General features: G+C 64.0%; 24 protein-coding genes. 10 read left to right on the plus strand and 14 right to left on the minus strand.

Annotated elements, in window-relative coordinates; translation table 11 throughout:
* The first annotated feature begins 88 nt into the window (after positions 1-88).
* From ACVCNR_RS19055 to ACVCNR_RS19080, 6 genes are read left to right on the plus strand one after another with little or no spacing between them, the layout of a single operon-like run.
* On the plus strand, positions 89-1,396 hold the full coding sequence (locus ACVCNR_RS19055) for a carbohydrate ABC transporter permease (RefSeq protein ID WP_447076660.1): 1,308 nt from the start codon (positions 89-91) through the stop codon (positions 1,394-1,396).
* 7 nt (positions 1,397-1,403) lie between these two features.
* Positions 1,404-2,228 (plus strand): carbohydrate ABC transporter permease, encoded by an 825-nt coding sequence (locus ACVCNR_RS19060; protein WP_447076054.1) that lies wholly within the window; start codon positions 1,404-1,406, stop codon positions 2,226-2,228.
* Positions 2,228-3,286 (plus strand): ABC transporter ATP-binding protein, encoded by a 1,059-nt coding sequence (locus ACVCNR_RS19065; protein WP_447076056.1) that lies wholly within the window; start codon positions 2,228-2,230, stop codon positions 3,284-3,286. The genes ACVCNR_RS19060 and ACVCNR_RS19065 overlap by 1 nt, the downstream gene beginning before the upstream one ends.
* The gene (locus tag ACVCNR_RS19070) at positions 3,283-4,044 is read left to right on the plus strand and encodes a glycerophosphodiester phosphodiesterase (protein ID WP_447076058.1); all 762 of its coding nucleotides are present in this window, start codon (positions 3,283-3,285) and stop codon (positions 4,042-4,044) included. The genes ACVCNR_RS19065 and ACVCNR_RS19070 overlap by 4 nt, the downstream gene beginning before the upstream one ends.
* The gene (locus ACVCNR_RS19075) at positions 4,041-5,033 is read left to right on the plus strand and encodes a LacI family DNA-binding transcriptional regulator (protein ID WP_447076060.1); all 993 of its coding nucleotides are present in this window, start codon (positions 4,041-4,043) and stop codon (positions 5,031-5,033) included. The genes ACVCNR_RS19070 and ACVCNR_RS19075 overlap by 4 nt, the downstream gene beginning before the upstream one ends.
* Positions 5,033-5,887, plus strand: a complete 855-nt coding sequence (locus ACVCNR_RS19080; RefSeq protein ID WP_447076062.1) for an inositol monophosphatase family protein — start codon at positions 5,033-5,035, stop codon at positions 5,885-5,887. The genes ACVCNR_RS19075 and ACVCNR_RS19080 overlap by 1 nt, the downstream gene beginning before the upstream one ends.
* Here the strand turns inward: ACVCNR_RS19080 and ACVCNR_RS19085 are convergent.
* From ACVCNR_RS19085 to ACVCNR_RS19125, 9 genes are all read right to left on the minus strand, one after another.
* Entirely contained in the window at positions 5,860-6,747 is an 888-nt protein-coding gene (locus ACVCNR_RS19085; RefSeq protein WP_447076063.1) for a glycerophosphodiester phosphodiesterase, read from the minus strand. The two genes, ACVCNR_RS19080 and ACVCNR_RS19085, sit on opposite strands and share 28 nt — an antisense overlap.
* A gap of 94 nt (positions 6,748-6,841) precedes the next feature.
* Positions 6,842-7,729 carry an FAD:protein FMN transferase gene (locus ACVCNR_RS19090; protein WP_447076065.1) on the minus strand — a complete coding sequence of 296 codons (888 nt, stop codon included), beginning with the start codon at positions 7,727-7,729 and terminating at the stop codon, positions 6,842-6,844.
* A 42-nt stretch (positions 7,730-7,771) separates the two neighbouring features.
* Positions 7,772-8,338, minus strand: coding sequence for a nitrous oxide reductase accessory protein NosL (locus ACVCNR_RS19095; protein ID WP_447076661.1), 567 nt, complete (start codon positions 8,336-8,338; stop codon positions 7,772-7,774).
* 5 nt (positions 8,339-8,343) lie between these two features.
* Entirely contained in the window at positions 8,344-9,165 is an 822-nt protein-coding gene (locus tag ACVCNR_RS19100; RefSeq protein ID WP_354193831.1) for an ABC transporter permease, read from the minus strand.
* The gene (locus ACVCNR_RS19105) at positions 9,162-10,061 is read right to left on the minus strand and encodes an ABC transporter ATP-binding protein (RefSeq protein ID WP_447076068.1); all 900 of its coding nucleotides are present in this window, start codon (positions 10,059-10,061) and stop codon (positions 9,162-9,164) included. Before ACVCNR_RS19105 ends, ACVCNR_RS19100 begins: the two co-directional genes overlap by 4 nt.
* A complete protein-coding gene (locus ACVCNR_RS19110) occupies positions 10,027-11,358 on the minus strand; it encodes a nitrous oxide reductase family maturation protein NosD (RefSeq protein WP_354193829.1) in 1,332 nt (443 codons plus the stop codon). Before ACVCNR_RS19110 ends, ACVCNR_RS19105 begins: the two co-directional genes overlap by 35 nt.
* A 2-nt stretch (positions 11,359-11,360) precedes the next feature.
* Entirely contained in the window at positions 11,361-13,316 is a 1,956-nt protein-coding gene (gene nosZ / locus ACVCNR_RS19115; RefSeq protein WP_447076070.1) for a TAT-dependent nitrous-oxide reductase, read from the minus strand.
* A gap of 17 nt (positions 13,317-13,333) precedes the next feature.
* Positions 13,334-15,532 (minus strand): 4Fe-4S binding protein, encoded by a 2,199-nt coding sequence (locus ACVCNR_RS19120; RefSeq protein WP_447076072.1) that lies wholly within the window; start codon positions 15,530-15,532, stop codon positions 13,334-13,336.
* A 399-nt stretch (positions 15,533-15,931) separates the two neighbouring features.
* Positions 15,932-16,762, minus strand: a complete 831-nt coding sequence (locus ACVCNR_RS19125) for a DMT family transporter (RefSeq protein WP_447076662.1) — start codon at positions 16,760-16,762, stop codon at positions 15,932-15,934.
* 339 nt (positions 16,763-17,101) lie between these two features.
* On the opposite strand from ACVCNR_RS19125, the gene ACVCNR_RS19130 reads away from it, so the two are divergent.
* A complete protein-coding gene (locus tag ACVCNR_RS19130) occupies positions 17,102-17,476 on the plus strand; it encodes a hypothetical protein (RefSeq protein WP_447076074.1) in 375 nt (124 codons plus the stop codon).
* 26 nt (positions 17,477-17,502) lie between these two features.
* Here the strand turns inward: ACVCNR_RS19130 and phnE (ACVCNR_RS19135) are convergent, their stop codons facing one another.
* The 5 genes from phnE (ACVCNR_RS19135) to psrA form a co-directional block, all read right to left on the minus strand.
* Positions 17,503-18,342 carry a phosphonate ABC transporter, permease protein PhnE gene (gene phnE, locus ACVCNR_RS19135; RefSeq protein WP_447076076.1) on the minus strand — a complete coding sequence of 280 codons (840 nt, stop codon included), beginning with the start codon at positions 18,340-18,342 and terminating at the stop codon, positions 17,503-17,505.
* Positions 18,343-18,351: 9 nt separating this feature from the next.
* Complete coding sequence (gene phnE, locus ACVCNR_RS19140) at positions 18,352-19,179, minus strand: phosphonate ABC transporter, permease protein PhnE (protein ID WP_447076078.1); 828 nt, start codon at positions 19,177-19,179, stop codon at positions 18,352-18,354.
* Positions 19,179-19,931: a phosphonate ABC transporter ATP-binding protein gene (gene phnC, locus ACVCNR_RS19145; protein ID WP_354193823.1), complete on the minus strand. Its 753-nt coding sequence runs from the start codon at positions 19,929-19,931 to the stop codon at positions 19,179-19,181. The genes phnE (ACVCNR_RS19140) and phnC overlap by 1 nt, the downstream gene beginning before the upstream one ends.
* 65 nt (positions 19,932-19,996) lie before the next feature.
* The gene (locus tag ACVCNR_RS19150) at positions 19,997-20,911 is read right to left on the minus strand and encodes a phosphate/phosphite/phosphonate ABC transporter substrate-binding protein (RefSeq protein ID WP_447076080.1); all 915 of its coding nucleotides are present in this window, start codon (positions 20,909-20,911) and stop codon (positions 19,997-19,999) included.
* Positions 20,912-20,961: 50 nt separating this feature from the next.
* A complete protein-coding gene (gene psrA, locus ACVCNR_RS19155; RefSeq protein WP_447076082.1) occupies positions 20,962-22,083 on the minus strand; it encodes an iron-containing alcohol dehydrogenase PsrA in 1,122 nt (373 codons plus the stop codon).
* A gap of 92 nt (positions 22,084-22,175) precedes the next feature.
* Between psrA and ACVCNR_RS19160 the strand changes: the two genes are divergently transcribed.
* The 3 genes from ACVCNR_RS19160 to phnY all read left to right on the plus strand — a co-directional run bounded on the left by ACVCNR_RS19160 (position 22,176) and on the right by phnY (position 26,036).
* Positions 22,176-23,078: a LysR substrate-binding domain-containing protein gene (locus tag ACVCNR_RS19160; RefSeq protein WP_354193820.1), complete on the plus strand. Its 903-nt coding sequence runs from the start codon at positions 22,176-22,178 to the stop codon at positions 23,076-23,078.
* 101 nt (positions 23,079-23,179) lie between these two features.
* Entirely contained in the window at positions 23,180-24,439 is a 1,260-nt protein-coding gene (phnA, locus tag ACVCNR_RS19165) for a phosphonoacetate hydrolase (RefSeq protein WP_447076084.1), read from the plus strand.
* 139 nt (positions 24,440-24,578) lie between these two features.
* Entirely contained in the window at positions 24,579-26,036 is a 1,458-nt protein-coding gene (gene phnY / locus ACVCNR_RS19170; RefSeq protein ID WP_447076086.1) for a phosphonoacetaldehyde dehydrogenase, read from the plus strand.
* Positions 26,037-26,055: the final 19 nt, after the last annotated feature.

Below are 26,055 nucleotides of genomic sequence, written 5' to 3' on the forward strand. Positions count from 1 at the left end.
GCTGATGGACGCGTTCCGCGACAAAACAGAGCGCCTTCCGGCATCAGGCGGTGCCGGGGCCGCGCCCGCGCGCCGGAGGCTCGGCCTGCTGGACAGCTCGCGCGGGCTCGGCGTCCTGCTGCTGTTGCCGGCGCTCGTTCTGGTGGTCCTGTTTTTCCTCATGCCCGTGGTGCTCACCGGCGTCTTCGCCTTCACCAACATGAACACCGCGACAGGCATCAGCGGCGGCGCCCATCAGGTCTCGCCCGGTGCGCTGAGAGTGCTCGGCGAACGCTACGAAATGGGCGAGCTGGCCGAGCGGCTCGGCCAGCCGACCTATGTGGTGGATGAAAGGGGACTGGCGGCGCTGGAGGAGATGGGCATCGCCTCCGGCATCGTCGCCAGCCTGCGGCGCAGCCATATGGACGAGAGCTTTACCTCGCGGCGCGAATTCGAGCGTGTGATCCGCGCCCTGCCCGACCGGCCGGACACGCGCACGGTCAAGCGCATTTCGGACGCCTTCAGCCGCTCGCTGGCCAATGCGCGCTTTGCCAGTTCGGGCGCCCTCGTCGCGGCGGCGGAAGCCATAGACCCTGACCTCACCGCGGAGGAAAAGGAGGCGCTCGCGGCAGCGACCTACACGGGCTGGAGCTGGACGACGGACAATTTCCGCCGCCTCAGCTCCTCGCGCGACACGACGCGCGTGTTCTTCAACACGCTGTTCTTCGTGGCCATGACGCTGGTCTTCTTCAACATCGGCTATGCGATGTTCCTGGCCATCGCCACCCACTACATGCCCGAGCGGCCGGCGGGCATCTTCCGCATCATCTGGTTCCTGCCGCGCATCTCGCCGGTGGTGATCTACGTGCTTTTGTGGAAATGGGTCGCCTGGGACACGGGCTTCCTCAACGCCGTGCTTTCCGATTTCGGCGTCAGGCCGCGCAACTGGATGCTCGATAGCGCAACCCAGGCCTGGTTCTTCGTCATCATGATCAACGGCTTCGTCGGGGCCTCGATGGGCATGTTGATCTTCGCCTCGGCCATCAAGGCTATACCCGAAACCCATTTCCATGCCGCCAGCGTGGACGGCGCCTATCGCTGGCAGCAGATCCGCCACATCATCCTGCCGCAGCTCAAATGGCCGATCCTGTTCGTCACCTGCTACCAGACGCTGTCGCTGCTCACCTCCATCGAGCAGACCTTGCTGGCCACCGATGGCGGGCCGGGCGGCGCGACGGAGATCTGGTCGCTGTGGATCTATCACACGGCGCTGAACAACTATGCGGGCAACCTGCAATATGGCTATGGCGCGGCCATGGCGTTGGTGCTGGTCGTCATCGGCATCGTGCTGTCGCTCATCTATCTGCGCCTGTTCAACTACAATGCGCTGATCACCCGGCCGCGGATAGAGCTGTGAGGGCGCGATGAACGGACACCAGAAAAGCTGGCCGATCATTCTCGTGATCACCATTCTCAGCGCCCCGCTGGTGCTGGCCTATGCCTATCTGTTCGTCGACACCGTCACCAACTCGCCGCCGGGTTCGGTGGTCCCGCACGAATTCACGCTGGAGCACTGGTCGTTCCTGTGGCAGACGCGGCCGGGTCGTCTCAGCATCTGGCGGGTGACGCTCAACTCGCTGTTGTTCGCCACCACCAGCGCAGCACTGGTGGTCGTCGTCTCGTCCATGGCCGGCTATGTGCTGTCGCGCCTCAACGTGCCGGGGAGAAGTTTCTTCCTCGCCGGCGTGATGATGTTGCACGCCTTCCCGGCCATCACGCTGATCGTCGCCATCTTCATCGTGTTGCAGATGGTCGGCCTCTACAACTCGCTGATCGGCGTGATCCTAGTCAAAGCCGCCATCGACATGCCGCTCGGCATCTGGCTGATGAAGGGCTTCTACGACACCGTGCCGTGGGAGATCGAGATGGCCGGCATCCAGGACGGGGCGAGCCGCTTCACCGTCTGGCGCAAGCTGGTGCTGCCGCAGGTCAGGCCCGGCATTTTCGCACTGGCCCTGTTCGCCTTCCTGCTGGCCTGGGGCGAGTTCATCCTGCCGCAGGTGCTGGCCCCCAGCGGCAACGCACAGGTCCTGTCGGTCTATCTCGCCTCGCTGATCGCCGACGACAACAATTTCGACATGGCGCTCTTCAAGTCCGTCGGACTGTTCTACATCGCGCCAGTGCTGGTCCTGTTCTTCGTTTTCCAGAACTACCTGATGAACATCTACGGAGGAGGCACGAAGGGCTGATGCGCATCCTGCTCGACAAGTTCAGCAAGGCGTTCGGCGCCGTCAGCGTCATCGAGGACATGACGCTGGAAATCGGCGACGGGGAAATGCTGGCCCTGCTCGGTCCGTCGGGTTGCGGCAAGTCGACCACGCTGTTCGCCATCTGCGGCATCCACAAGGTGAGCGGCGGCCGCATCCTGTTCGGCGACAGGGACGTGACCTCGCTGCCGCCGCAGGAGCGCAATGTCGGCGTGGTGTTCCAGTCCTATGCGCTCTATCCGCACATGACGGTGCGCGAGAACATCGCCTTTCCCCTGCGCATCGCCGGAAAGTCGGCGGCCGAAATCGCCCGTCAGGTAGACGATATGGCGCAGCTGGTGCACATCGAGCCGCTTCTCGACCGCCGTCCCGCCGAGCTTTCCGGCGGCCAGCAGCAGCGCGTGGCGTTAGCCCGGGCGCTGGTGCGCCGCCCGCATGTGCTGCTTCTCGACGAGCCGCTTGCCAATCTCGACGCAAAGCTGCGGCTGGAAATGCGCTCCGAAATCCGGCGCATCCAGCTCGAGACAGGCATTACGGCCGTGCTCGTCACCCACGATCAGGTCGAGGCGATGAGCATGTGCGACCGCATCGCCATCATGGATGCGGGCAGGATCGTCCAGATCGCCACGCCGACCGAGATGTACAACGACCCGCACACCGCGTTCGTGGCCGGCTTCCTCGGCAATCCGCCGATCGCCTTCCTGCGCGGCGTCGTCAGTGGCGATGCGATCGTGGTGCCACAATCCGATGTGCGGCTGCCGAAACCGAACGGCGCCCGAAACTTGGCCGAGGGCACGCGCGTCTCCGTCGGCATCCGCCCGGAGAATTTCGGTCCCGCAGGCGATGTTCCGATCAAGGGCCGCATCTCCTTCGTGGAAACGCAGGGGCGCGAGAACCTCTACGATCTGATGCTTGCCGACGGCAGCGTTTTGCGGTCGATTCAACCGGTGCGTTCCGATATCGCCGTAGGCGACGAGGTGGAATGGTCCGTGGCCTCGGACCGGATATTCATGTTCGACGACAAGGGAGAGCGGATTTGAGCGTCACGGCAGGGTCCGGTTTTGCGGAACGTTTCGGCTGGCCCGACCTCCTAGCGCGGCCGCTCGCCATCGGGCATCGCGGCGCCAGCGCCCATGTGCGGGAAAACACGCTGGCCTCCTTCGCCCGCGCCTCCGATCTCGGCGCCCAGATGTGGGAGCTGGACGTCCAGATGACGCGGGACGGCGTGCCCGTCGTCAGCCACGACGATCACCTGCTGCGCGTCTTCGGCATGGATGCGCGCATTTCCACCCTGAATGCGGCGGACCTCGCCAGCATCGCCGGCATCGAGGTGCCGACCTTCGCCGAGGTGGCGGCTCTGGCGCGGGAGCGGAGCGCCGGGCTCTATGTCGAGCTGAAGGCGGCCGGCGCCGGACCGGCGGCATGGCGGGAGTTGGAGAGCCACGGACAGAGTTTCGCCGTGCTCGGCTCCTTCGACACCGATTTCGTGCGCAAGCTGCGGGATGCGGGCTGTCCCTTCCCGTTATCCGTGCTCGTCCCACTCGGTGCCGATCCCTTCGCGGCGGCCAGCGACTGCGACGCCGACATCGTGCATCTGTGCTGGGAGCGCGGCGGCGAACGCCCGCAGGAACTGGTCACCGGCGAGCTTCTGGAACGGGCACGGGATGCGAGCCTTGCCGTTGTGCTGTGGCATGAGGAGCGGCCGCCGGTCATCGCCGATCTGGTGCGGCTGCCGGTGCTCGGCATCTGCTCGGACAGGCCGGAACTTCTGCGCAGCGCGATGGATGAGGCCGCATGAGCGAGGGGGACAATCCCAGACGAAAGGTGACGTCTTTCGACGTCGCCGAGCGCGCGGGCGTCTCGCGTGCCGCGGTCTCGCGCACCTTCACGCCGAATGCGAGCGTCTCGCCCGAAACGCGCGAGAAGGTGCACAAGGCGGCCAAGGAGCTCGGCTATCGCGTCAATTATCTGGCCCGCAGCCTCATCAACCGCCGCTCGGACCTTGTCGGGGTGGTCGCGGCCGGCATGGACAACCCGTTCCGCTCCCAGCAGATCCACGAGATCGCCAAGGCGCTCGTCGGCCGCAACTTCCGCCCGATCCTGCTGCCGGCGGACGAGGCCGAAAGCGTCAACCGCATGATGGACCAGCTTCTGCACTACAACGTCTCGGGTGTGCTGGTGACCTCGGACGCCCCGCCGACCGCCTTGTGCGAGGAATTCGCCGCCCACGCCGTCCCCATCGTTCTGATCAACAAGGGCGATGCCATCCCACATGTCGACCGCGTCATCTCCGACGACGAGACAGCGGGACGTATCGCGGCGCAAACGCTGCTGGAAGCGGGCGCGACGCGGCTGGCTGTCATCTGCGGCGCAGAAGTTTCCTACACCGCCCGGCGTCGCCAGGAAGCGTTCCTCGCCACCTGCCGCAAGCTGGGCGCTTCGGCACAGGCGCTGCCGGTGGTGATCAACGACTACAGCAACGGTTTCGCGGCTGCGGCTGCTGCGGCGGATTTCGACGGCCTGTTCTGCGTCAACGACTACATGGCCTTCGGCGTCATCGACGGTCTGCGGGCCGCCGGGCACGACATCGGCAAGATCAGGATCGTCGGCCATGACGATATTCCTCAGGCGGCCTGGGCGGCCTACGACCTGACCACGCTGCGCCAGCCTTGCGACATCCAGGCCGAACAGGCGGTGGAACTGCTGCTTGGCCGGATGGACGCGCCCCGCATGAAAGAGCGCACCGAACTCACGCCCGTGACCCTGGTCCGAAGGGCCACCGCCTGATGCGCGCCCTGCCCGCCGCCGATGCCGGTATTGTCGCCCGCCTCGAACTGGCGCGCCGGCTTGCCCTCGATACCGGCAGGCAGGCGGAGGCCTTTCGCCGCACCGCCGATCCGGCCGCACTCGCCGTCACGACCAAGAGCTTGCAGGATTTCGTCTCGGCCGCCGACCGCCAGAGCGAACAGGTGATCCGTACCGCGCTCGCCGATGCCTTCCCGCAGGACGGCTTTCTCGGCGAGGAGACGGGCGGGCAACCCGGTGCCGACGGCTTCTGGGTGGTCGATCCCATCGACGGCACCGCCAACTACATTCGCGGCCTGCGCCACTGGGGCGTGTCCATTGCCTTCGTCCGCGACGGCGCGGTGCAACTGGGCTGCATCTACGACGCGGCCGGCGACCGCGTCTATTCTGCCCTGCCCGGCCAGGGCGCATTCTGCGGTGATCGCCCGGTGCGCGTTTCCGGAATGGCCGATCCCACACAGGCGCTGGCAATCGTCGGCTATTCGCGCCGCACCCCGTTCGAACCCTATCAGGCGCTGCTTGCCCGCCTCCACGGGCTCGGGATCGAATACAGGCGCCTGGGCTCCGCCGCGCTCGGCCTCGTACGGGTCGCCGACGGCATCGCCGATCTCTATTACGAAGCCCATCTCAACAGTTGGGACATATTGGCCGGCGCGCTGATCGCGGCAGAAGCCGGAGCATATGTGGCCATGCCGCCGCTCGACCGCATAATCGCCAATGGCGGCGCGGTTGCCGCCTGCACGCCGGGTCTTGCCGGGACGCTTGACTTCCTGTGGGAGCAGTTGGCGGAATCCCCGGTCGATGGGGCTCAGCCCAAGCCGACGCGTTTGGCGTAGGCAGCCTCCGTCGCCACCGCCTCGTCGGTGGTTATCTGGTCCACGCCCAGTTCCAGCAGGCGCGAGAAGGCGTGCCATTCCGTCTCGGTGAAGCCCTCGGCGGGGTTGGCCGGCGTGAAGGTCCAGGCATCGACCGCCTTGCCCTCGTCATGACAGATCGCCACGAAGTCGAGCCCGGCATCGAGCGCATCCAGCACCATCGTCCAGTGCAGATAGACCATTCGAGGTTGTACGGACCCCGCAAGCTCGGCCCTGAGCAGGGCTTCCGCTCCCTTCACATCCCCCCTCGCGAACAGGTCCATGAGGCGGAAACTCGGTTCGAGGCCGCGCGCAACATTCGGCAGGCGTTGCCCGAGCGCGAGAATGAGGTCGTTGCAATCGCCGCTGACGATGACAGGAAGCCCATCCCCTTGCAGGGCATCGGCCAGCCGGCCCAGACCCCTCGCGCCGATGGTGGCCAGGTCGTCCTTGATGTCGAGTTGCAACAGCGCCTGCGGCTGCGCTTCGCGCAAAAGGGTCATCAAATCGTCGAAAAAGAGCAGGCGCCGCCCATGGCGCGCGACGCCGGGTACGCCGGCATCGTCGTAGTGAAGACCGGCAAGAGCCGGCCGCTGGTGGGCGGCGACCGGTCCGATGCCGTCCGTCTCCTCGTCCAGCACATCGTCATGGAGCACGGCGAAATCGCCGTCCGCGGTCACCCGCAGGTCGACCTCCATAGAGGCGCCCAGTTGCAGGCCGAGGGCGAGATTGCCGGCACCGAACAGCGGATCGGCACGTCGCCGCCGAAGCCGATGCCATTTCAGCATCACGCGCCGGTTGTCATGCAGGATCGACAGGCCTTGGGGTGTAGCTGGATTCATGCCGCCCACCATAGACGAACCAATCCCGGCCCGACAGGAGGCCATGAAAAATCGGCCGCAACTGTCCTGCTATCCGATCGGCTGCCATATGCCTTTATGAACGGACATTTAGAGCTGCGGCCTCGCAACGCACATCAAGGAAATGCCTGATCATCGAGACGATGGATACCTCATCGGGCATCAGGCACGAGGCCGTGGACAGTGCGTCCGCGATCGCGGCCGACGGGGCCGAAACCGACACTGACCCCCAGACCCGGCGAACCGGCCGGCCCGTCGCGGGGTCGAGAATGTGTCCGTCATGGCCGGCCTGATCGAAAGTCGTCCCCAAGGGGGAAGAGGTCGCAAGCGCCCGCTGGCGCAGACCCAGCCGCGTGCCCGCCTCCAGCAGCATAGGCCAATCGCCGCCGTCAGGCTGTCCGCCCAGCGCGCGGAATTCGCCGGTGTCGATGAGAATGTCGTTCAGCCCTTCGGCTTCCAGCAAGGCTGCGACCCGGTCGGCGACATAGCCCTGGCCGATGCCGTTCAGGGTCAGCGACATGCCCGGCTTCATAACGATCGCTGCCGGACTCACGGTGACTTTTTCCCAGCCGACATGCAGCTGGGCCCGTTCGATGGCAGCATCGGTGGGCTTCTTCCCAACTGCTGCCGCTTCCGCCCACAGCCTCCAAAGCGGCTGCACCGTCGGGTCGAAACGCCCGCCACTTGCTGCGTGGACGGCGCCGGCGGCCGACAGGCATTCCAGCAACTCGAAAGGAGGACTGTCCAACCGGCAGTCGCGGTTCAGGCGGCTGAGCGCGCTATTCGCCCGATAAAGGCTCAAGATATCCTCCAGCCGATCGATCTCGGCGAATACACGGGCGGCAATTGCCTCGGCTTGCGGATGGTCGAGCCGGATAGAGGCGCGGGCACCGAGAGCCTGTCCCGTCCAGAGCCGGGTCGTGGACCTTGCTTGCGCAATGCCCGCCCAGGACGATGCCGCCATGGCGGCGGAAATTGCGATCAGGCGGCGACGTGTCAGCATGGTTCAGCCTCCAACAGCATTTGGCAAGGCACGCAGACGGCCTTCATAGTCGTCGTCCTGGTCTTCGGCTGTTTCATGCTCCACCGGTGTCAGGACCATGTCGTCCGTGATCGCCATCAGCTTCAGCACGGTGCCGCCCTCGGCCTTGGCGAAAGCCTCGGCATCGGCCTGGGAGGCGAAGGGCACGGTTTCCGGAGCGCCCATGCCGCCTTCGCGAGTCGAGCCGACGACGAAGAATGCCTTTCCGGCATCGATCCAGTTGCCGTCGCCCGGTTTTTCCCAGGTCGCCCGGGGAGCCCCCATGTCGTTGACGTAGATCGCGAGGATCGGCGCGATCTGCTCCGGCGAGCGGGCATACGCGATCGCGTCGCGAACCTGACTGAAGAACAGCGGCGCCGGCATGCCCTTCATGTGGACCTGCGCTTTCGGACCCGGATGCTCGAGTAGGTTCATCTGGCAGTAGTGGCCCAATGTCTCTGCCGTCATCTCCTGCGGCGCAGTATTCTGCACGGCCTCCTGCGTGCAGGCGCTGACCGGCAGCAGAATGGCCAGCAGCATCAGGCGCAGCATCGTCGTCATGGCGTCACCTTTCTGAACGCGGCCCATGCCAGCGCCAACGTGGCAACCGGCCAGAGCAGGATGGATGCGCCGGATTGCCAGAGCGGTATCGCATCGGCGGCGCCGCCAATGCCGCCGGCGGCGGAGACGGCGGCGGCCGCCGACAGGTTGAAGATGCGGAAGGCGTCGGCGGGATTGGACAACAGTGCGATCGGCAGGATGCGCGTGGTAAGGGGGCCTCCGGAATCCGAAACGATCAGGGCCAGGAGTGCCAGGTCGTACAGGACGACCACCGCCAGCCAAAGGCCGATGGCGAGCCCCGCCGCGCTGGATGTGCGCCGGGTCAGGGCCGACAGCGCGTAGCCTGCGCCGAGGAACGTCGCGCCGAGAAGGACCGACGACCAGACGAGCCGCCACAGGGAGGCCAGTCCTGCCAGCGCGCCCCTGTCGGCAAGGATCGCCGCAAGGGCGGCCAGACCGTAGCCGAGGCTCGTCGCGAGGCCGAGGATGGCGACATGGGCGAGAAGCTTGCCCAGCAGGACTTGCAGCCGCGAGACGGGATAGGTCAGGAGCAGAGGCAGCGTTCCCCGCTCGACCTCGCCTGCTACCGCATCGAAGCTCATGAGCAGCGCCAGCAGCGGCACCAGATAGACCGACAGCGAGGTCAGCGAGGCGACGACCACGGAAAGCCGGTCGACGCCGATGTCGCCGGTCGGGGCGGCGCCGGCCGCAGCCAGCACAAGCGCGAACAGCGCCATCATCGCGGTGGCGATGGCCACCCAGCGGTTCCTGAACGCCACCCGGAATTCGCAGAGGGCGGTGGCAAGGATACGTTTCATTGCCCGTCCCTCCGGCTGAAATGGGAATAGATGTCTTCAAGGCTCGGCGGGATGACGTCGAGATCGGCGACCTGCCCGCCGAGGGCCGCGATGCGCGAAAGAAGCGGCAGCTTCCGCGTCTGCTCGCATGACAGCTTCAGCCGGCCGTCTCCCGTGCGGACGGCTTGAGGGAATGCGCCCGCCAGCGCCGCGTCCTCGCCCGCCGCAGGGGTGATCAGCAGCGCGACCGGCAAAGCCGCCTCTCCCCGCAATTCGGCCAGCGTGCCCTCGGCCGCCAGCCGTCCCTGCGAGAGGATCACGATCCGATCGGTGCGAGCCTCGACCTCGGTCAGGACGTGGGAGGAAAGCAATATGGCGGCGCCGTCGGCGGCCAGTCCGTCGAGCAGATCGTAGAAATCGCGGCGCGAAACCGGATCGAGACCGGAGGTCGGCTCGTCCAGAATCAGAAGGCGCGGCTTGCCGATCAGCGTCTGGGCCAGCCCCACGCGCTGGCGCATGCCCTTGGAATAGCCGCCGATCCGGCGGCGCGCCGCATGGGCCAGCCCCACCTTGTCGAGAAGGCCCATCGCCTGTTTCGGGTCCTCGCCGCGCAGGGCCAGATAGAAGCGGATCTGCTCTTCCCCGGTCAGAGCGGGGTGAAATGAGGCATTTTCCGGCAGGTAGGCCACTTGCGTCCGCGCCGCCGCAGCGCCCGGCGCCGTGCCGCAGACGCTGACCGAGCCGCTGTCGAAGGGGATCAGGCCGAGGATGATCTTCATCATCGTCGACTTGCCCGCGCCGTTATGGCCCAGCAGCGCGACGCGCTTGCCGAGTTCCAGCGTGAGCGAGACCTCCTTCAGCGCCTCGACGGTCTGGAAACGCTTAGTGAGACGTGAGATTTGCAGGGTCGAGGTCATCGATATTTCCTTGGGCCCAGCGTCCTTGGACTTCGGCCTCGAAACTTTGCGCATCCGCCGTGACGGGAATGGTCAGGGGACGCATCAGAGGCGCTGAATCGCGCACGCCGCCCGGCAAGGTGGCCGGGAAACTCTGCTGGCTCCAGCGAACAAGCTGCACCGCGGGCGAACCCGTCAGGAGTGCCGCTGCGGGCTGCGACCAGAGGATCTGATCCATCAGGTCGTTCGGGCGGTAGAAGCTGTCGGCGATGCCGTCGCCGTTCAGGTCATAGGCCGGGTGGTCCGACCAGAAATTGCCACGCCCTTCGTGGCTCCATTCCATATGGCGCGTGCCGACATATTTCACCTGCTCGCGGTTGCCCATGAAGGTGTTGGCGGTCAGCACATTGCGTTCGGACCCGGCAGTGAAATGGATGCCGATGCCGCAGCCTTCGAACCGGTTTTCCCAGATCAGGTTCTTGTGGGCGTTGTAGATGAAGAGGCATTTCTTCGTGCCGCCGCGCACCAGATTTCCCGTCACGTCCGCATTGTTGGCGTAGTTCAGCATCAGCCCGTGCTCGCGGTCGCCAAGGCTCTGGTTGTGCAGGATCTTCGCGCGGTCGGAGAACATGATGGCGAAGCCGAGATGGTTGCCGACCGAGACGTTCCGCGACACTTCGGTGTTGCGGGTGTACATGAAGTGCACGGCAAAGCGCAGATCGCGCATCAAATTGCCGCGATAGATGCTGTTGGAGCTGGCATTGGAGAAGATGCCGTCGCGGCCGTAGCGGATCGAGTTCCCCTCGATCAGCGTGCCCGGACTGTTCCAGATATAGATGCCGTTGCCGCGCTCGTTCATGTGCGGGTTCTGCGTGCCGACGATCTCGTTGCCGAGGACACGGGCGTCGTGTCCGCCATGGACGTCGATGCCATGCATGTTGCCGGTGACCAGCAACGCCTTCACCTCGGCGCGGTCGGCCCCCTGCTCGATCTTCACGCCGGCGTCGAGATCCTGATTGACATGGCCCGATCCGGTAACGGTGAAGCCCGACAGGGTGATGTCGGGTGCGGTCAGGGTGAGGACGCTGCCCTTGTTGCCGCCGTCGACGATCGCGCCGCGCGGGCCGACGACCGTCAAGGGGCGGTCGATGGTGACGGGGCCGCGATAGACCCCGTCCACCAGCCTGAGCACGTCGCCGGGTGCGGCCCCGGCGACGGCTTTCGCAAGGCTGCCCTGCCCCGGCGCGACCTCGTGCTCCGCCGCGACCAGCGGCGCGGCGGTCATAAGGCCGACAAGCAGGACAGCCAGGTGCCTCATCGTCAGGCGCTCTTCGGCTCGACGAACATGCGACCGCGCATTTCCATGTGGAGCGCATGGCAGAACCACTGGCAGTAGTACCAGTAGACACCGGGATTGGCCGCCACGAACGTCACCGACGAAGTCTGCTGCGGCCCCACTTCCATCGCCACGCCATGGTTGCCCATGGTGAAGCCGTGCGTCAGGTCGTCGATCTCGTCGAGGTTGGTGACGGTGATCGTCACCTCGTCGCCTTCCTTCACGGTAAAGCTCTCGACGCTGAAGGCCGGTGCAACCGAGGTCATGTAGACGCGAACCTTATTGCCGTCGCGAACCACCTCATCGGTCCACTCGTCGATATTGACGCCGTCCTTTTCGGCCTGTGCCCGTGTTTCGGCCCACATGGGATCGTTGCGGTCCCAGACGGACTTCATGTTCGACATGATCGAGGGATGCACGGCGATCGCGTCGTGCGGCTCGGCGAAGGTTGGGCCGTCATGAACCAGCACCATCTTGTCGCCCGAGATGTCGATCAGCTGGTCGTTCTCGGGCTTCAGCGGGCCTACGTTCAGGAAGCGGTCCTTCGAGAACTTGCACAGGCAGACCAGCCAGTCGTTGGTGGCGTCGAGCGTTTCGCCCATCACCGTTTTCAGGTGACCGGGCTGGTAATGGACATCCAGCTTGTCCTTGATCGGATCGACCTTCTCGCCGGCATAGGCGCGGACCGCGTCCTCGATGTTCCACTTCACAACCTGGCTGTCCAGGAAGAGCGAGGTGTAGGCATTGCCGCGCCCGTCGAAGGCAGTGTGGAGCGGGCCGAGGCCGAGCTGCGGCTCCGCCACCACGGCGCTGCGCGGTTCGGCGTTCTCATAGAAGATCGCGTCGAACTTGGTGACGTCCAGAACGGTCACGGTGGGCGACAGCTTGCCGGCGACGCAAAGATGCTTCCGGTCCGGTGCCATGTTGCAGCCATGCGGGTTGTTGGCGATCGGGATGTAGCGGGTGAAAAGGGACTTGGCTTCCTTGCGCCCGTCCAGCACCTTGACGCCGTTGATCTCCTCGTACTGTCCCGCGGCGACGGCCTTCTCGATCTCCGCGATGTTGAAGACGACGATGTGGTCCATCTCGGACTTGGTCATCTCCTCCAGCGTCGTGCCCATTTCGGAGTTGTAGCTGGTCGAGAAGGCCCATTTGCCCTCATAGTCGGCGTCGCAATTGTCGAGATTGCCAGACACCTGGACCTGCCAGGCCACTTCCCACTTGTCGGCGTCGACGGCGGTAAAGATGTTCACATAGGTCGACACGTCCTGCATCGTCGAGCCGTCATTGTTGAGCGGCGCCTCGTCCTCGCCGTTGCAGAAGACGTAGTTGGAGCGCGGCCACTTTTGCGGGCGCATGCCGTGAATGCCCTTGGCGTTGGGGATCTCGAGGATCGCATCGGTCTTCATGACGTCGCAACGCACCCGCGCCACGCGGGTATTGGCCTTGTCGTTCATGAACAGATAGCGACCGTCATACTTGCCTTCGGTGAAGGACATGTGGACGTGATGGAGATCGCCATTGTCATGGATCTGCTTGCCGTTGGCGGCAAGCTGCTTCTTCGTCCTCTCCGTCATCGTGCGCTGGTGAACGCGGATCGATTCATTGGTCTGGCCCCACCCGGTTGCAGAGCAGCGATTGAACACCGGCACGCGCATCAGTTCGCGCATGGAGGGAATGCCCAGGATGCGCATTTCGCCGGTCTGGCCCGAGGACCAGAAGCCGTAATAGTCATCGAGCTGGCCGGGCGCGATGGAGCCGTCGGCTCCCGCCGCCCGTGCGCCGCCGCCCATGGTGACGGCAGCCCCGGTCACGCCAAGGCCCAGTGCTGCAGGGCCCATCGACAGGCGGCCGCCAAACGCGCCCGCCGCCACGGCACCGCCGGCGGTGGCGCCCAGCAGGGTGCGACGGCTGACGCCTTTTTTCTCGTTGGATTCCATAGTCGAAACTCCTTTTGTTAAACTTCGGAAATGGTGGCTCGAGTGACAGTGGGCTGGCCGACGGAAGGACGTCGCGGCCCCGGGGGCGTGCTTTCCGCCAGTTTCTCCCGGCGCTTCAATTTCTTGATCACGACGGGACAGGTGGTCTCCGACTGGTAGAGCACCTGGCAATGCAGGCAGTTGATGCATTCGTTCGGATTGATCTCGCCGGTCGGATGGATCGACTGCACCGGGCACTGGTTCGCGCAGGTCTGACAGGGATTGCCGCATTCGTGATAGCGCTTGAGCCAGTCGAACATCCGCAGCCGCGCGGGGATCGCCAGCGCCGCGCCCAGGGGGCACAGGTAACGGCAGTAGAAGCGTTCAACGAACAGCCCGGCGATCAGCAGTGCTGCGACGTAGGCGACGAAAGGCCATGCGCGCAGGAACTTCAGGATGATCGCGGTCTTGAACGGCTCGACCTCGGCCAGGTGCTCGGCCTGCTCGATGCTGACCAGCGAGACGCCGAACAGGGCCAGGAAGATCATGTATTTGACCGGCCAAAGCCGCTCGTGCAGCCCCCATGGCAAGGTCCATTGCGGGATGCGCAACTTGCGGGCGATCTGGTTGGTCAGTTCCTGCAAAGCGCCGAACGGACACAGCCAGCCGCAATAGGCACCGCGCCCCCAGAACAGGAGGGCGGCCGCCACCGCGAACCACAGGATGAAGGTCAGCGGATCGAGCAGAAATGCCTGCCAGCTGAAACCGTTCACCAGGCTGCCGAACAGCGCCATGAGATTGACGACCGACAGTTGCGCATTGGCGTACCAGCCAAGGAACACCAGCGTCACCGCGAGGAAGCTCATGCGGAACATGTAGAACAGCCGTTCGTTCCTGACCGCGAAGGTCTGGAAGAAGAAGACGCCCGTCAGCACCGTCAGCATGGCGCCGAGCACGGCGATCTTCAGCTTCGAATCCCCCCAAATCCGCCTCCACAACTCCGCCTGCGCTGTGCCTTCATTGCGCTCGGCAACAGGCGCTGTCGCCGAAGGCGACGGCGCAGGCGCCGCCGCTATGGCGCGCAGATATTTCTGTGGCAGTTGGTATGCGAGATCGAAGGTGTGGAAGACCTTCTCGATCGGCCCGACCTCGCGCTGGACGAGCAACTGGATGCGGAACGGCTTCGTCGGATCGAAACCGACATTCGCCGGAATACGGAACAGGTCCTTTTCGGTGAAGCCGGGTGCGCCTGCGGCAGCTATGGTCGAAAGACGCCGGTGGTCGCGGTCGCGGAAACGCACCGACACGTCGTCCTGGATCAGGACGACCCGGTCGAAGATGCCGCCGCGCACATAACCCGATCCCTTGAAGGAATAGAGGCCCCGCCCCATCAGCGCGATGGCGTTCTCTCCTTCCTTTAGCCAGGTCTTCAGGTTTGCTGCCTCGGCGGTGCCGAGAAGTCCCTCGGCGACCGGCGGTGCGGAAACCAGCGCCGCCTGCAATTCGATGAAGAGGGTTTCCGGCGGCTCGGTCAATGCGCGCTCGCGCGCTCTCGTATCGGCATGCGTTGCAAAGGCGTCATTAACCTGCCCGACATCCAGCGACAGCCTTCTCACCGTGCCGTCGCCCTCGGCCTCGAACCAGTCCGCTGGCGCTGCCGCGTCAGGATCGATCTCGAACCGGGGGCCGGCATCCGGCTGTTCGGGCGCCAATCCGCCGAGGCCGAGCGCGCGCGCGACCTTCAGGCCCGACCGGATGATCGAATCGTCGATAACCATCACGGTCACGGTGGCGCCCGAGATGATGTCGACCTCGTGCGCCGTCCCGCCGGCCTTGGCCTCGGCCAGAAGATCGAGGCCGGCATAGCCTTCCACGAGCGCCTTGACCTTGGCTTCGGGAATGCCGACCAGGACGATCGGCTCCGAATGCTTCACCAGTTGCACGCCGACGATCCGGGCGTTCTTGTCGACGGCTACGAGAGAATGGATGGGTTTGCCCGAATACCCGGTCGTCCCGACGAAATCGGATGTGATGAATGCCCAGGCGACCGTCTCGCCGCCCTTCATGACAGGCGCGACGGCAAGATCGCTGCGGATCGGCCCAAAGCTATCGGCGTCGGCAACCAGATCGGAGGCGAGGGAGGTCGGTAGATATTCCTGCAACACGCTAGCCGCGGAGACGCCAGTCCCCAAGCCCAGCACCGCCCAAAGCAAAAACAGAAAACGCAAAAATTTCATCGAGCGGCATTCCGGCAATTCCCGGCCGCGACGTTATACAGTTTCCCCCAAGCGCCCTTGCGCTAGGTCAATGAGCGGGACAATTCATCTGCGACAAAATGGACGAAGGTGCTGGCAAGGCATGCCGGAGTCCGGGTCGGATTTGACGACCCTGCCCGCCAAGGTCGAAACGTTTCTGAGCGAAGACGGTGTGATCCTTTGGATTCGCTTTGAGCATCAAGCCCTTGTTTTTGCGCGTGTCGCGGTCCCGAATTGAGCTTCCGCTTGCGGGCGGCATGTTTAAGGCGACAAAGGAGGCTGGCGAGGTCGACCGGAGCGGCGGCCAACCTGGTTGCAGTGCCCTTACGGAAGCCTCAGCCTGGGCGGCCAGCAGATTCCCCTGATCCGCACCCTGCCCCGTCACGCCTTCGTCTTCTGTTCCCGGAACACGATAAACACGCCGCTCGAAATGATGATGGCCGCGCCGAGAAAGGTGACGAAGTCCGGAACGTCGCTCCAGATCAGCCAGCCAAGAGCCACGGCCCACAGAAGGGCTGTGTATTCAAGAGGAGCGATGACGACGGCTGGCGCAAGGCGGAACGCCTGGGTGACCATTGTCACGCCGGCCGTTCCGACAACCGCGATCCCGATGAACAGCCATAGGTCGTCCACCTGAACTGCGGTCCATGCGAAGGGCATGGTCAGGCCGCTGAGCAACGCGCCGATGCCGGTCAGGTACAGCATGAGTGTCCACACGCTGTCGCGTGGATCGACCCAGCGCGCGCCGACCATCAACATGGCGTAGACGAAGGCCGTGGCGATGGGCAGCAGCGAGACCAGCTGGAAGGTCGCGCTTCCCGGCCGCACAACGACGACCACGCCGATAAAGCCGGCGATGACCGCGGACCATCGTCGCCAACCGACATACTCCCCCAGGAAAATGGCAGAAATCGCCGTAATGATGAGAGGTGCGGCAAAGACCAGCGTGGTGGCTTCGGCAAGCCCCAGATATTTCATGCTGGTGATGAACAGCAGCGCGGCACCGATCCACAGCATTCCCCGAAACAGATGGGCGCTGGGCCGATAGGAACGAAGCGCGCTCCTGCCTCCCATTTTCAGCGTGATCGCCAGGGCAACCGGCAAGGCTATGATGTTGCGCAGAAAGATGATCTGGAGGGGCGAATACCTGTCCGTCAGCGCTTTTGCGATGGCATCGTTCGTCGTCAGGAGCGCAATTCCGGCGCACATCATCAAGACGCCGCTTGTCACGCTGTATTGCTGTTGCTTGTGGAAGGAAATCTGCAAGTCGACCTCTCGAACCGCGCGTGCCGCCTGTCATGAACGCCGACGCGCGCCAGCGAGACGGTTTTGTGAGCCATGTATCCGCGTTTGGCCGGCGCCGCGCCAGCGAAATCCAACATGTGCAGGTATTTCGTGTAACATCCACGATTCTGTCTCATAAAAGGCCAGCAGGCGGGAATTCATTGCGGCACAAGCTCAGGCAATACTTCTCATATGCCGGATTCGCCCTTGTAATTCGGCATTTTTCTCCAATCTTCAGGTAGGAACCGAGTGAGATCGAGAAGTGTCGTGCCGGCTTTTCAGGTCAAGATCGCATATCTCACGCCGTACCGGCATTCGCGGCGCTACTTCCACCAGATCGTTGTGGCTGACGACAAGCAGGCCGCGCTTGTCGAAACACGCGACCTGCTGAGCAAGCGTTCCCCCAGTGCCCGCATCGTGCACGAGGTGGCGAGCCTTCGCCCGGACAGCCAGGATGCGGAGGCCGCGATCAAGGCTGGATGGTCGCTTCGGGATGGCTGGTGGTCACGGCCCATCCGGGCGGGGGACGATCTGGCGGCGATTGCCACGCACGGCTACGCCAGCAGCAGGCGTATCAATGTGCGCACGACGGCAGGCTGTGTCGCGATTGACCGCATCGCGGATGTTTCGACACCGTCTTGACGGCTATTCCGTCTTTCCCCGGCATTTCACCGCATCCGTCCAATTTTCTTGCGCAACCAGCCCGATCCTATTTCTGCTAGAAGCACCAGCAGGATGATTATCAGCAGGATCGCCGCGACGCGGGTGCTTTCCAGTTGTTGAGTGGTGCGCTTGAGGTACCAGCCCATACCGCCGCCGCCGAAGAAGCCGACCACGGTCGCGGCCCGGAACGCCACATCCCAAGTGTAGATGGTGATGCCGGTGAAGGCCACCCGCACCTGCGGCAGCACCGCATACTGGAATATCTGGAGGTGGCTGGCGCCGACCGAGCGCATCGCCTCGACCGGCCCCATGTCGATCGCTTCCAGCTCGTCGGAAAACAACTTTCCGGCAAAGCCGATGCAAAAGACCGTCAGCGCCAAGGTGCCGGCCAGCATACCGAAACCGAGAATGGTGACGAACAGGATGGTCCAGATCGTCTCGTGGATCGACCTGCTGCCCATGATGGCGAAGCGACCGAACGGATAGGCGATGGCACGGCTGAATGTGATGTTGCGGGCCGCCATCCAGGCCAGAGGAATCGAGACCAGCACTCCGAAGACGCCGCCCAGCAGGGACATTTCCAGCGTGCGCAACACCGAGCGCAGGAAACCGGCATCGGACACATAGTTGAGGTCCGGTGGGAAATAGCGGGTGGCAAGAATGTCGGCCAGACGGGGAAATGCGCCGAAGATGCGCACCACATCGATGTTGAGGAAGCGGACCGACCAGAAAAGGAAGGTCAGCACCGCCAGCAGCGCGGCAAGGCGTAGTGTCGATTCCGGGTGCCGGTAACGAGACCATTTCCGGCCTGAAAGCCGCATCGGCTCCGATGAAGCAAGCGTCATCGCTCTCTCCTAAATCACTGCCTTGCGGGCATAGTGGGATACCACCTCACCAAAGGCGATCAGCACCAGCACCGCCAGTACTACCAGCGTGACGCCGCCATAGTTGAACATCGCCATCTGGCGAAAGAAGACGAGGCCAAGCCCGCCGGCGCCGACCAGACCCATGATCGCCGAGCGGCGGATATTGATGTCCCATTCGAAGATGATGGTGCCGATGATCACCGGCAGGATTTGCGGCACGATGCCGTAATACATCACCTGGAACTGGTTACCGCCCACGGCCCGGATGGCTTCCACCGGCTTGGGATCAATATTCTCTATGGCCTCGGCGGTGATCTTGGAAATGAATCCGATGGACCGCATGGCCACCGCCAGTATACCCGGCAAGGCGCCGAGACCGACCGCCCCGACGAAGAGCAGCGCCCAGATGATTTCGTGGATGGAGCGCGACAAGACCATCAGGAAGCGGCCGAGCGGGTAGAATACATATCTGCTGGGCGTGACGTTGGCCGCACCAAACCACGCAACAGGCAAAGACAGTACACAGCCGAGCAGTGTCCCGAGCGTCGCCATCATCAGCGTTTCCAATGCCGGAACCACCAGGGAGGGCGCCAGCGACCAGTCGAGCCACAGAAAGCGCTCCAGCGTGCCGACGACGCCGAGCGCGCCGCCCATGCGCGTCCAGTCCGTGTCGAACATGACCGTGTCATGGAAGCACCATGCCAGGACGGCCAGGGACAGAACGAGGATCGCCCGATTCTTGAAGCGGCGGCTGCGCCCATGCGCCAGCCAGGCTTCGAAGCCGCGATCGGGCATGGGTGCTGTAGTGGTGCTCATCACAGCACCTCCATGGCATAGATGGCGTCGAGGTCTTCCTTGCGCATGTCTCTGGAAGGACCATCGAACTTCTTGTAGCCGTCCTGCATGCCGATGATGCGGTTGCAGCTTTCGAGGGCCAGTTGCACATCATGGATGTTGCACAGGACCGGCACCTTGAATTCCTCGGCCAGTTCCTTGATCAGTGCCATCACGCTGCGAGAAATCTTTGGATCGAGCGCCGAAGTGGGCTCGTCTAGCAGGAGAATCTCGGGCTGCTGCATCAGGGCCCGGGCGATGCCGACGCGCTGGCGCTGGCCGCCCGACAGTTCGTCGGCGCGCTTGTCCACATGATCCTGCAGACCCACGCGCTCCAGAAGATGGAGGGCGCGTTCGATGTCCTCGCGTGGAAACGCCTTGAACAGGCTGCGCCATGCGCCCGTGTAGCCAAGCCGTCCCGACAGGACGTTGTCCATAACCGACATGCGGTTGACCAGATTGAACTCCTGGAAAATCATGCCGATACGTCGCCGCAGCCTGCGCAGGTCGCCTCCGGCCAACCGGCAGACATGTTGCCCAAAAAGGATGATCTCGCCCTCGCTGGGTTCCACCAGGCGATTGATGCAGCGGATCAGCGTCGACTTGCCGGCTCCGCTCGGGCCAATGACGGCGCAGAAATCCGAATCATCAACGGCAAATTCGACACCCTTGAGGATCTGCGGGCCGGTTGCCGCATACCGCACTTTCAGGTTCCGGACTTCGAGGACGGGCATGGCAACCTCCCCTTCACGGGCAGAAGCGCACGGCACGCTTCCACCCACGATACCGGTTTCATGTCTCACTGGCCTTCTGCCGCCTTTTCGGCCGCCACCAGTTTGCGGATGATGTCGTAGTCCGAATCCTGCATGGCCACGAACTTCGTCGAGTTTATGCCCTCAAAGAACGACTTCGCTTCCGGATTCTCATGCAGGGTAAGGAAGGCCTCGCGGATGGCCTGTTTGATCGGTTCGCACAGGTCCGACCGATAGACCATCGGGTCCTGCGGGATGATGCCTGACTGCCACAGCACGCGATAGTCGGCCTCGGCAGCAAGGCCGCGGTCGATGACATTGTCGAGACGGTGGGTTGCGACGAAGGCGCTGTCGACGCGCCCCTCCTTGACTGCCAGTGCAGACTGATCGTGGCCGCCCGTATAGACGACCTTGGAGAAGTACTTCTCCAGTTCCGGCCCGGTGCCGATCTCATCGCCAAACACCATGCGGGGCATCAGGTTGCCGGAGGTGCTGGCCGGATCGGCGAGGCCGGTCACGGTCCCCTTCAGGGAGTCCAGATTTTCGAACTTGCTGTCGGCCTTGACGACCAGAACCGCCCTGTAGCCCGGCCCTTCTTCCTGGAAGTGCCCCTTGGCCTTGGTGTAGGTGGCGAAGACCTCCAGCGTCGGGTCCTTTTCGCGGGCCAGCACATAAGAGTTGGGCCCGTGCACGCCGACATGGACCCATCCGTTAACCATGCCCTCGATGACGGAAGCATAGGAGGTCGGCATGAAGAATTCCACGCTCTTGCCGGTCTTTTCTTTCAAGGCCTTGAGCAGGGGCTGATAGATATCCAGTTCCTGGGTCGTTTCCTCGGTCGGAATGATCGAGAATACGAGCTGGCCTGGGTCCTTGCAGTCCTGCGCCAGGACGGCAGCAGCAATGGTGGACAACACGCTTGCGCCAAGCAGCGCAATGGAAAGCTGTTTCAACGATTTCATCTTCTCCTCCATGATGAAAGTTCGACAGTACGCTTTGTGTGCTGGACCGCTTATGCGGCCGATGCTTTTGCCTCCATTCCGGCTGCCGCCAGCAGTTCCTCGCGCGAGCCGATGAAATTCTGTCCACGCTCGCCGGCAAAGGCAGCCTCGATCAGAGCGCGCCATTCGGCGAGTTCGATGCCATAGGCATGATGGTCTGTGGCCACTCCCAGCTTGTTGAGAGTTGTCTCGAGCCGCTCGGCCGCTCCCTGTGCCTCGCAACCGAAGATCGACCGCAATGCTTCCTCGCAAATTCCTCCCCGGTCGGCGACCGAGCGGATGATCATCGGCAATGTGAACGAACAAGCGATGCCGTGCGGCACGCCATACCGCAAGGTGATCGGATAGGAGAGGGAATGAGCGATCGCGGTCTTGGTATTGGAAAAGGCGAAACCGGCAAGCGTGGCGGCGCGCGCCATGCGTTCGCGCAATTGCAGATTGCCGAGGTCGCCGACCAGCGCCGGCAGAGTGGACAGAACACCCCGGGCCGCGGCTACGGCATGCGCCATCGAGACAGGATTGGCATTGCGGTTCCACAGGCTTTCGAGCGAATGCGACAAGGCATCGAGCCCGGTCTGCACGGTCAGCGCCAGTGGCTTGCCGAGCATCAGCTCGGGATCGACCAGCGCCTGCCGCGGATAGAGGCCGGGATGGGCGAGAGAATATTTGAGCCCGTTGGCGTTGTCCCATACCGTTCCCCAACAGGTCACCTCGCTGCCGGTGCCTGCCGTGGTCGGCACCGCGATCAGCGGCCAGGGATCGAGGGTGCCGGCGCCAGAACGCTTCTTCAGATAGGCGTCCACCACGCCGAAATCGCCGCGGGCGGCTGCGAACGCCTTGGCCGAGTCGATCACCGAACCGCCGCCCAGCGCCACGATTACCTCAGGTGCCGCTGACAGGTCGCGGAAGCGCGCTGTCTGCTGCTCCAAATGGCTGATGTCGGGATTGGGAGCGATATCGTCGACCACCAGCAGCGGCTTGCCGCCCTTACGTTCGAGTTCCGCCCCGAGCTTGTGGAAAGCCGGCTCGCCATAGGTGACGAGCGCATAGCTGCGTCCACCCAGGAGTTCGCCCAGCTTTGCAAAACTGCCCTGTCCGAACCAGACATCGACGGGATTACGATAAGACCACACGGCTGCTACCTGCGCTGAGTTTCCTGATGCTCACAGCGTGGCCGCTTTGCCGTCTATTGACTAATACATATTTCCAGAGCTTATCATAGATAATGGCTATAGTATTTTCCCATCTTCGTTCCTTTCATGCAGTCGCCGAACATCGCGGCTTCACCGCCGCCGCGCAGGCGCTGCACATCAGCCAGCCGACTGTCACCACCCAGGTCAAGGAACTGGAGGAACGTTACGGGGTCGAACTCCTGGTCCGACGCGGGCGGCGTGTCGAGTTGACCGAGACGGGTGCCGCGCTGTTCGACATCAGCCGCCGGCTGATGAAGCTACATGAGGAAGCCGACGAACTGCTCCTGAGCAGCGGCCGTCTGACGATGGGCCAGCTACGGATCGCCGCTGTCGGTCCCTTCCATGCCACGGAAATGGTGGCACGCTTCCTGGCCGCCTACCCGGCCATCAAGGTCAGCATGCTGCTCGGCAACTCCGACCAGACGCTACAACGGATTCTGGAGCTCGAGGCCGATGTCGCCATCCTCGCTCACATCGTCGACGATCCGCGCGTGCTGTCGGTGCCATTCAGCTCCCATGAGGTAGTGGTCTTCGTCAATGCCGATCATGCCTGGAATGGCCGCGAAAGCGTCGAAATGGCCGAACTGGCCGACCAGCCGCTCATTTTGCGTGAAACTGGCTCCACCACGCGGAGGGCCCTTGAGAGAGGGGCCGCCGCCACCGGCACGACCATCACACCTTTCCTCGAGATCGGCAGCCGCGAAGGTATATGGAAGGCGGTCGAGCGTGGGCTTGGTATCGGCGTTGTCGCTGATTTCGAGTTCGTCGCCCACCCGCGATTGACGACGATACGGATTGCCGACGTCGAGGTGCGCACGGAATACAGGCTGGCTTGTCTGCAGGAACGCCGCGAGTCGCCGAAGATCGAGGCCTTCATGCGCAGCGTGTTGCCCGAGGCGGAGTTGCTCAACGCGCAGCACTCGTCTGATCCATAGCTTTCATCAATCGTTCAAATTCAAAATTGCGATTTGGCAAATAGGTATGGCTGGTTCAAACAGAAGATGACTCTCCTCGAAGGCAGGAAGGACCTCCTCTGATGAACCAGCACACTCCTGTTTCTGTTGCCGCGAATGGCCGGACTTATGCGTGGCCGCGTGTGCCTGCGATTGCGATCTGCCTTGACGGCTGCGAGCCGGCCTATCTGGACGCGGCGATTGCGGCGGGGCTGATGCCGGCGCTTGAGAAGATCAAGGCCAGGGGCACGGTGCGCACCGCCCATTCGGTGATCCCCTCCTTCACCAACCCCAACAACCTGTCGATCGCCACCGGGCGGCCGCCGGCCGTGCACGGCATCTGCGGCAACTACCTCTACAACCCGCAGACGGGCGAGGAGGTGATGATGAACGATCCGAAGTTCCTGCGCGCCCCGACCGTCTTCCAGGCCTTCTACGACGCCGGTGCCAGGGTGGCGGTGGTGACGGCCAAGGACAAGCTGCGCGCCCTGCTCGGCCACGGGCTGAAGTTCGACGACGGCCGCGCCGTGTGTTTCTCCTCGGAGAAGTCGGCCACCACGACAAAGGCCGAGCACGGCATCGACAATGCCTCCAAATGGCTGGGACGCCCGGTGCCGGAGGTCTATTCGGCCGAGCTGTCGGAGTTCGTCTTCGCCGCCGGCGTCAAGCTGCTCAAGGAATTCCGGCCGGATGTCATGTACCTGACCACCACCGACTATGTGCAGCACAAATATGCGCCGGGCGTGAAGCAGGCCAACGACTTCTACGAGATGTTCGACAAATACCTGGCCGAACTCGATGCGCTGGGCGCGGCCATCGTGGTCACCGCCGACCACGGCATGAAGCCCAAGCACCATGCCGACGGCTCCCCCAACGTGGTCTATGTGCAGGACCTGCTCGACGAATGGCTGGGCAAGGACGCGGCCCGCGTCATCCTGCCGATCACCGATCCCTATGTGGTGCATCACGGGGCGCTCGGCTCCTTCGCCACCGCCTACCTGCCGCAAGGGGCAGACCGCGCGGCAGTGATGGAGCGGCTGCGCCAGGTCGAGGGCATCACGCTAGTGCTTTCGCGCGAGGAGGGCTGCGCCCGCTTCGAATTGCCGGAGGACCGCATCGGCGACATCGTCATGGTGTCGGGCGAGAACAAGACCATCGGCACCAGCGCGCACCGCCATGACCTTGCCGCGCTCGACGAGCCGCTGCGCTCGCATGGCGGGCTGACCGAGCAGGAAGTGCCCTTCATCACCAACCGCGTGCTGCCCGACCAGCCGGGCGCGCCGGCGCTGCGCAACTTCGATGCCTTCTACTATGCGGTGCTGGCGGCAGCGCAGGTGGGATGACACTTTCATCCTCCCCCTTCATGGGGAGGATCGCCAACCGGGCCGGCGGGGCGGAAGGGCCCTGCCTGGCCTTCCAACCCCACCCCGGCGCCGATGCGCCGTCCCTCCCCATCAAGCGGGAAGGGTGAAGGAGCCAGATATGAACAAGCCCGAGACTTCCCTCAAGCTCCGCCACGAGCCGATGCGCATCGCCGGCGAGAAGGTCGATGCCGACGGCGTCGTCGAGGTGCGCTATCCGTGGAACGACACCGTCATCGGCACGGTGCCGGCCGGCGGCGCCGAGCATGCGCGGCGCGCCTTCGACATCGCCGCCGGCTATACGTCGAAGCTCACCCGCTACGAGCGCCAGCAGATCCTGTTTCGCACGGCCGAGGCGCTGGCCGCGCGCAAGGAGGAGATCTCCGACCTGGTGACGCTGGAGCTCGGCATCTCCAAGGCCGACTCGCTCTACGAGGTCGGCCGCGCCTATGACGTGTTCACGCTGGCCGGCCAGATGTGCATCCGCGACGACGGCGAGATCTTCTCGTGCGACCTCACCCCGCATGGCAAGCAGCGCAAGATCTTCACCCTGCGCGAGCCGCTCAACGCCATCTCGGCCATCACCCCCTTCAACCATCCCCTCAACATGGTCTCGCACAAGGTGGCGCCGGCCATCGCCACCAACAATTGCGTGGTGGTCAAGCCGACCGAACTGACCCCGATGACGGCGCTGGTGCTGGCCGACATCCTCTACGAGGCCGGCCTGCCGCCGCAGATGCTGTCGGTGGTCACCGGCTGGCCCGCCGACATCGGCGACGAGATGATCACCAATCCCAACATCGACCTGATCACCTTCACCGGCGGCGTGCCGGTGGGCAAGCTGATCGCCTCGAAGGCCGGCTACAGGCGCCAGGTGCTGGAGCTGGGCGGCAACGACCCGCTCATCATCCTCAACGACCTGTCCGACGAGGACCTCGCCAGGGCCGCCGATCTGGCGGTCGCCGGCGCCACCAGGAATTCGGGCCAGCGCTGCACCGCCGTCAAGCGCATCCTGGTCCAGGAGAAGGTGGCCGACCGCTTCGTGCCCCTGGTGCTGGAGCGGGCGAAGAAGATCCGCTTCGGCGACCCGATGGACCGGTCGACCGACCTCGGCACCGTGGTGCACGAACAGGCCGCCGCCCTGTTCGAGAAGCGCGTCTACATGGCGGCCGAACAGGGTGCGGAAGTGCTCTACGATCCCGGCCGCAAGGGGGCGCTGCTTCCCCCCATCGTGGTCGACCGCGTGCCGCACGGTTCGGAACTGGTCATGGAGGAGACGTTCGGGCCGATCATCCCGATCATCCGCGCCCCCGACAATGACGACGACCTGATCGCTTTGTCCAACTCCACCGCCTTCGGCCTGTCGTCGGGCGTGTGCACCAACGATTTCCGGCGCATGCAAAAATACATCGCCGGCCTCAGGGTCGGCACCGTCAACATCTGGGAGGTGCCCGGCTACCGCATCGAGATGAGCCCCTTCGGCGGCATCAAGGACTCAGGCAACGGCTACAAGGAAGGCGTCATCGAGGCCATGAAGTCCTTCACCAACGTCAAGACCTTCTCCCTCCCCTGGGCTTGACCCGGACATGACCCCGAAT

This window comes from Aquamicrobium terrae, assembly GCF_052978165.1.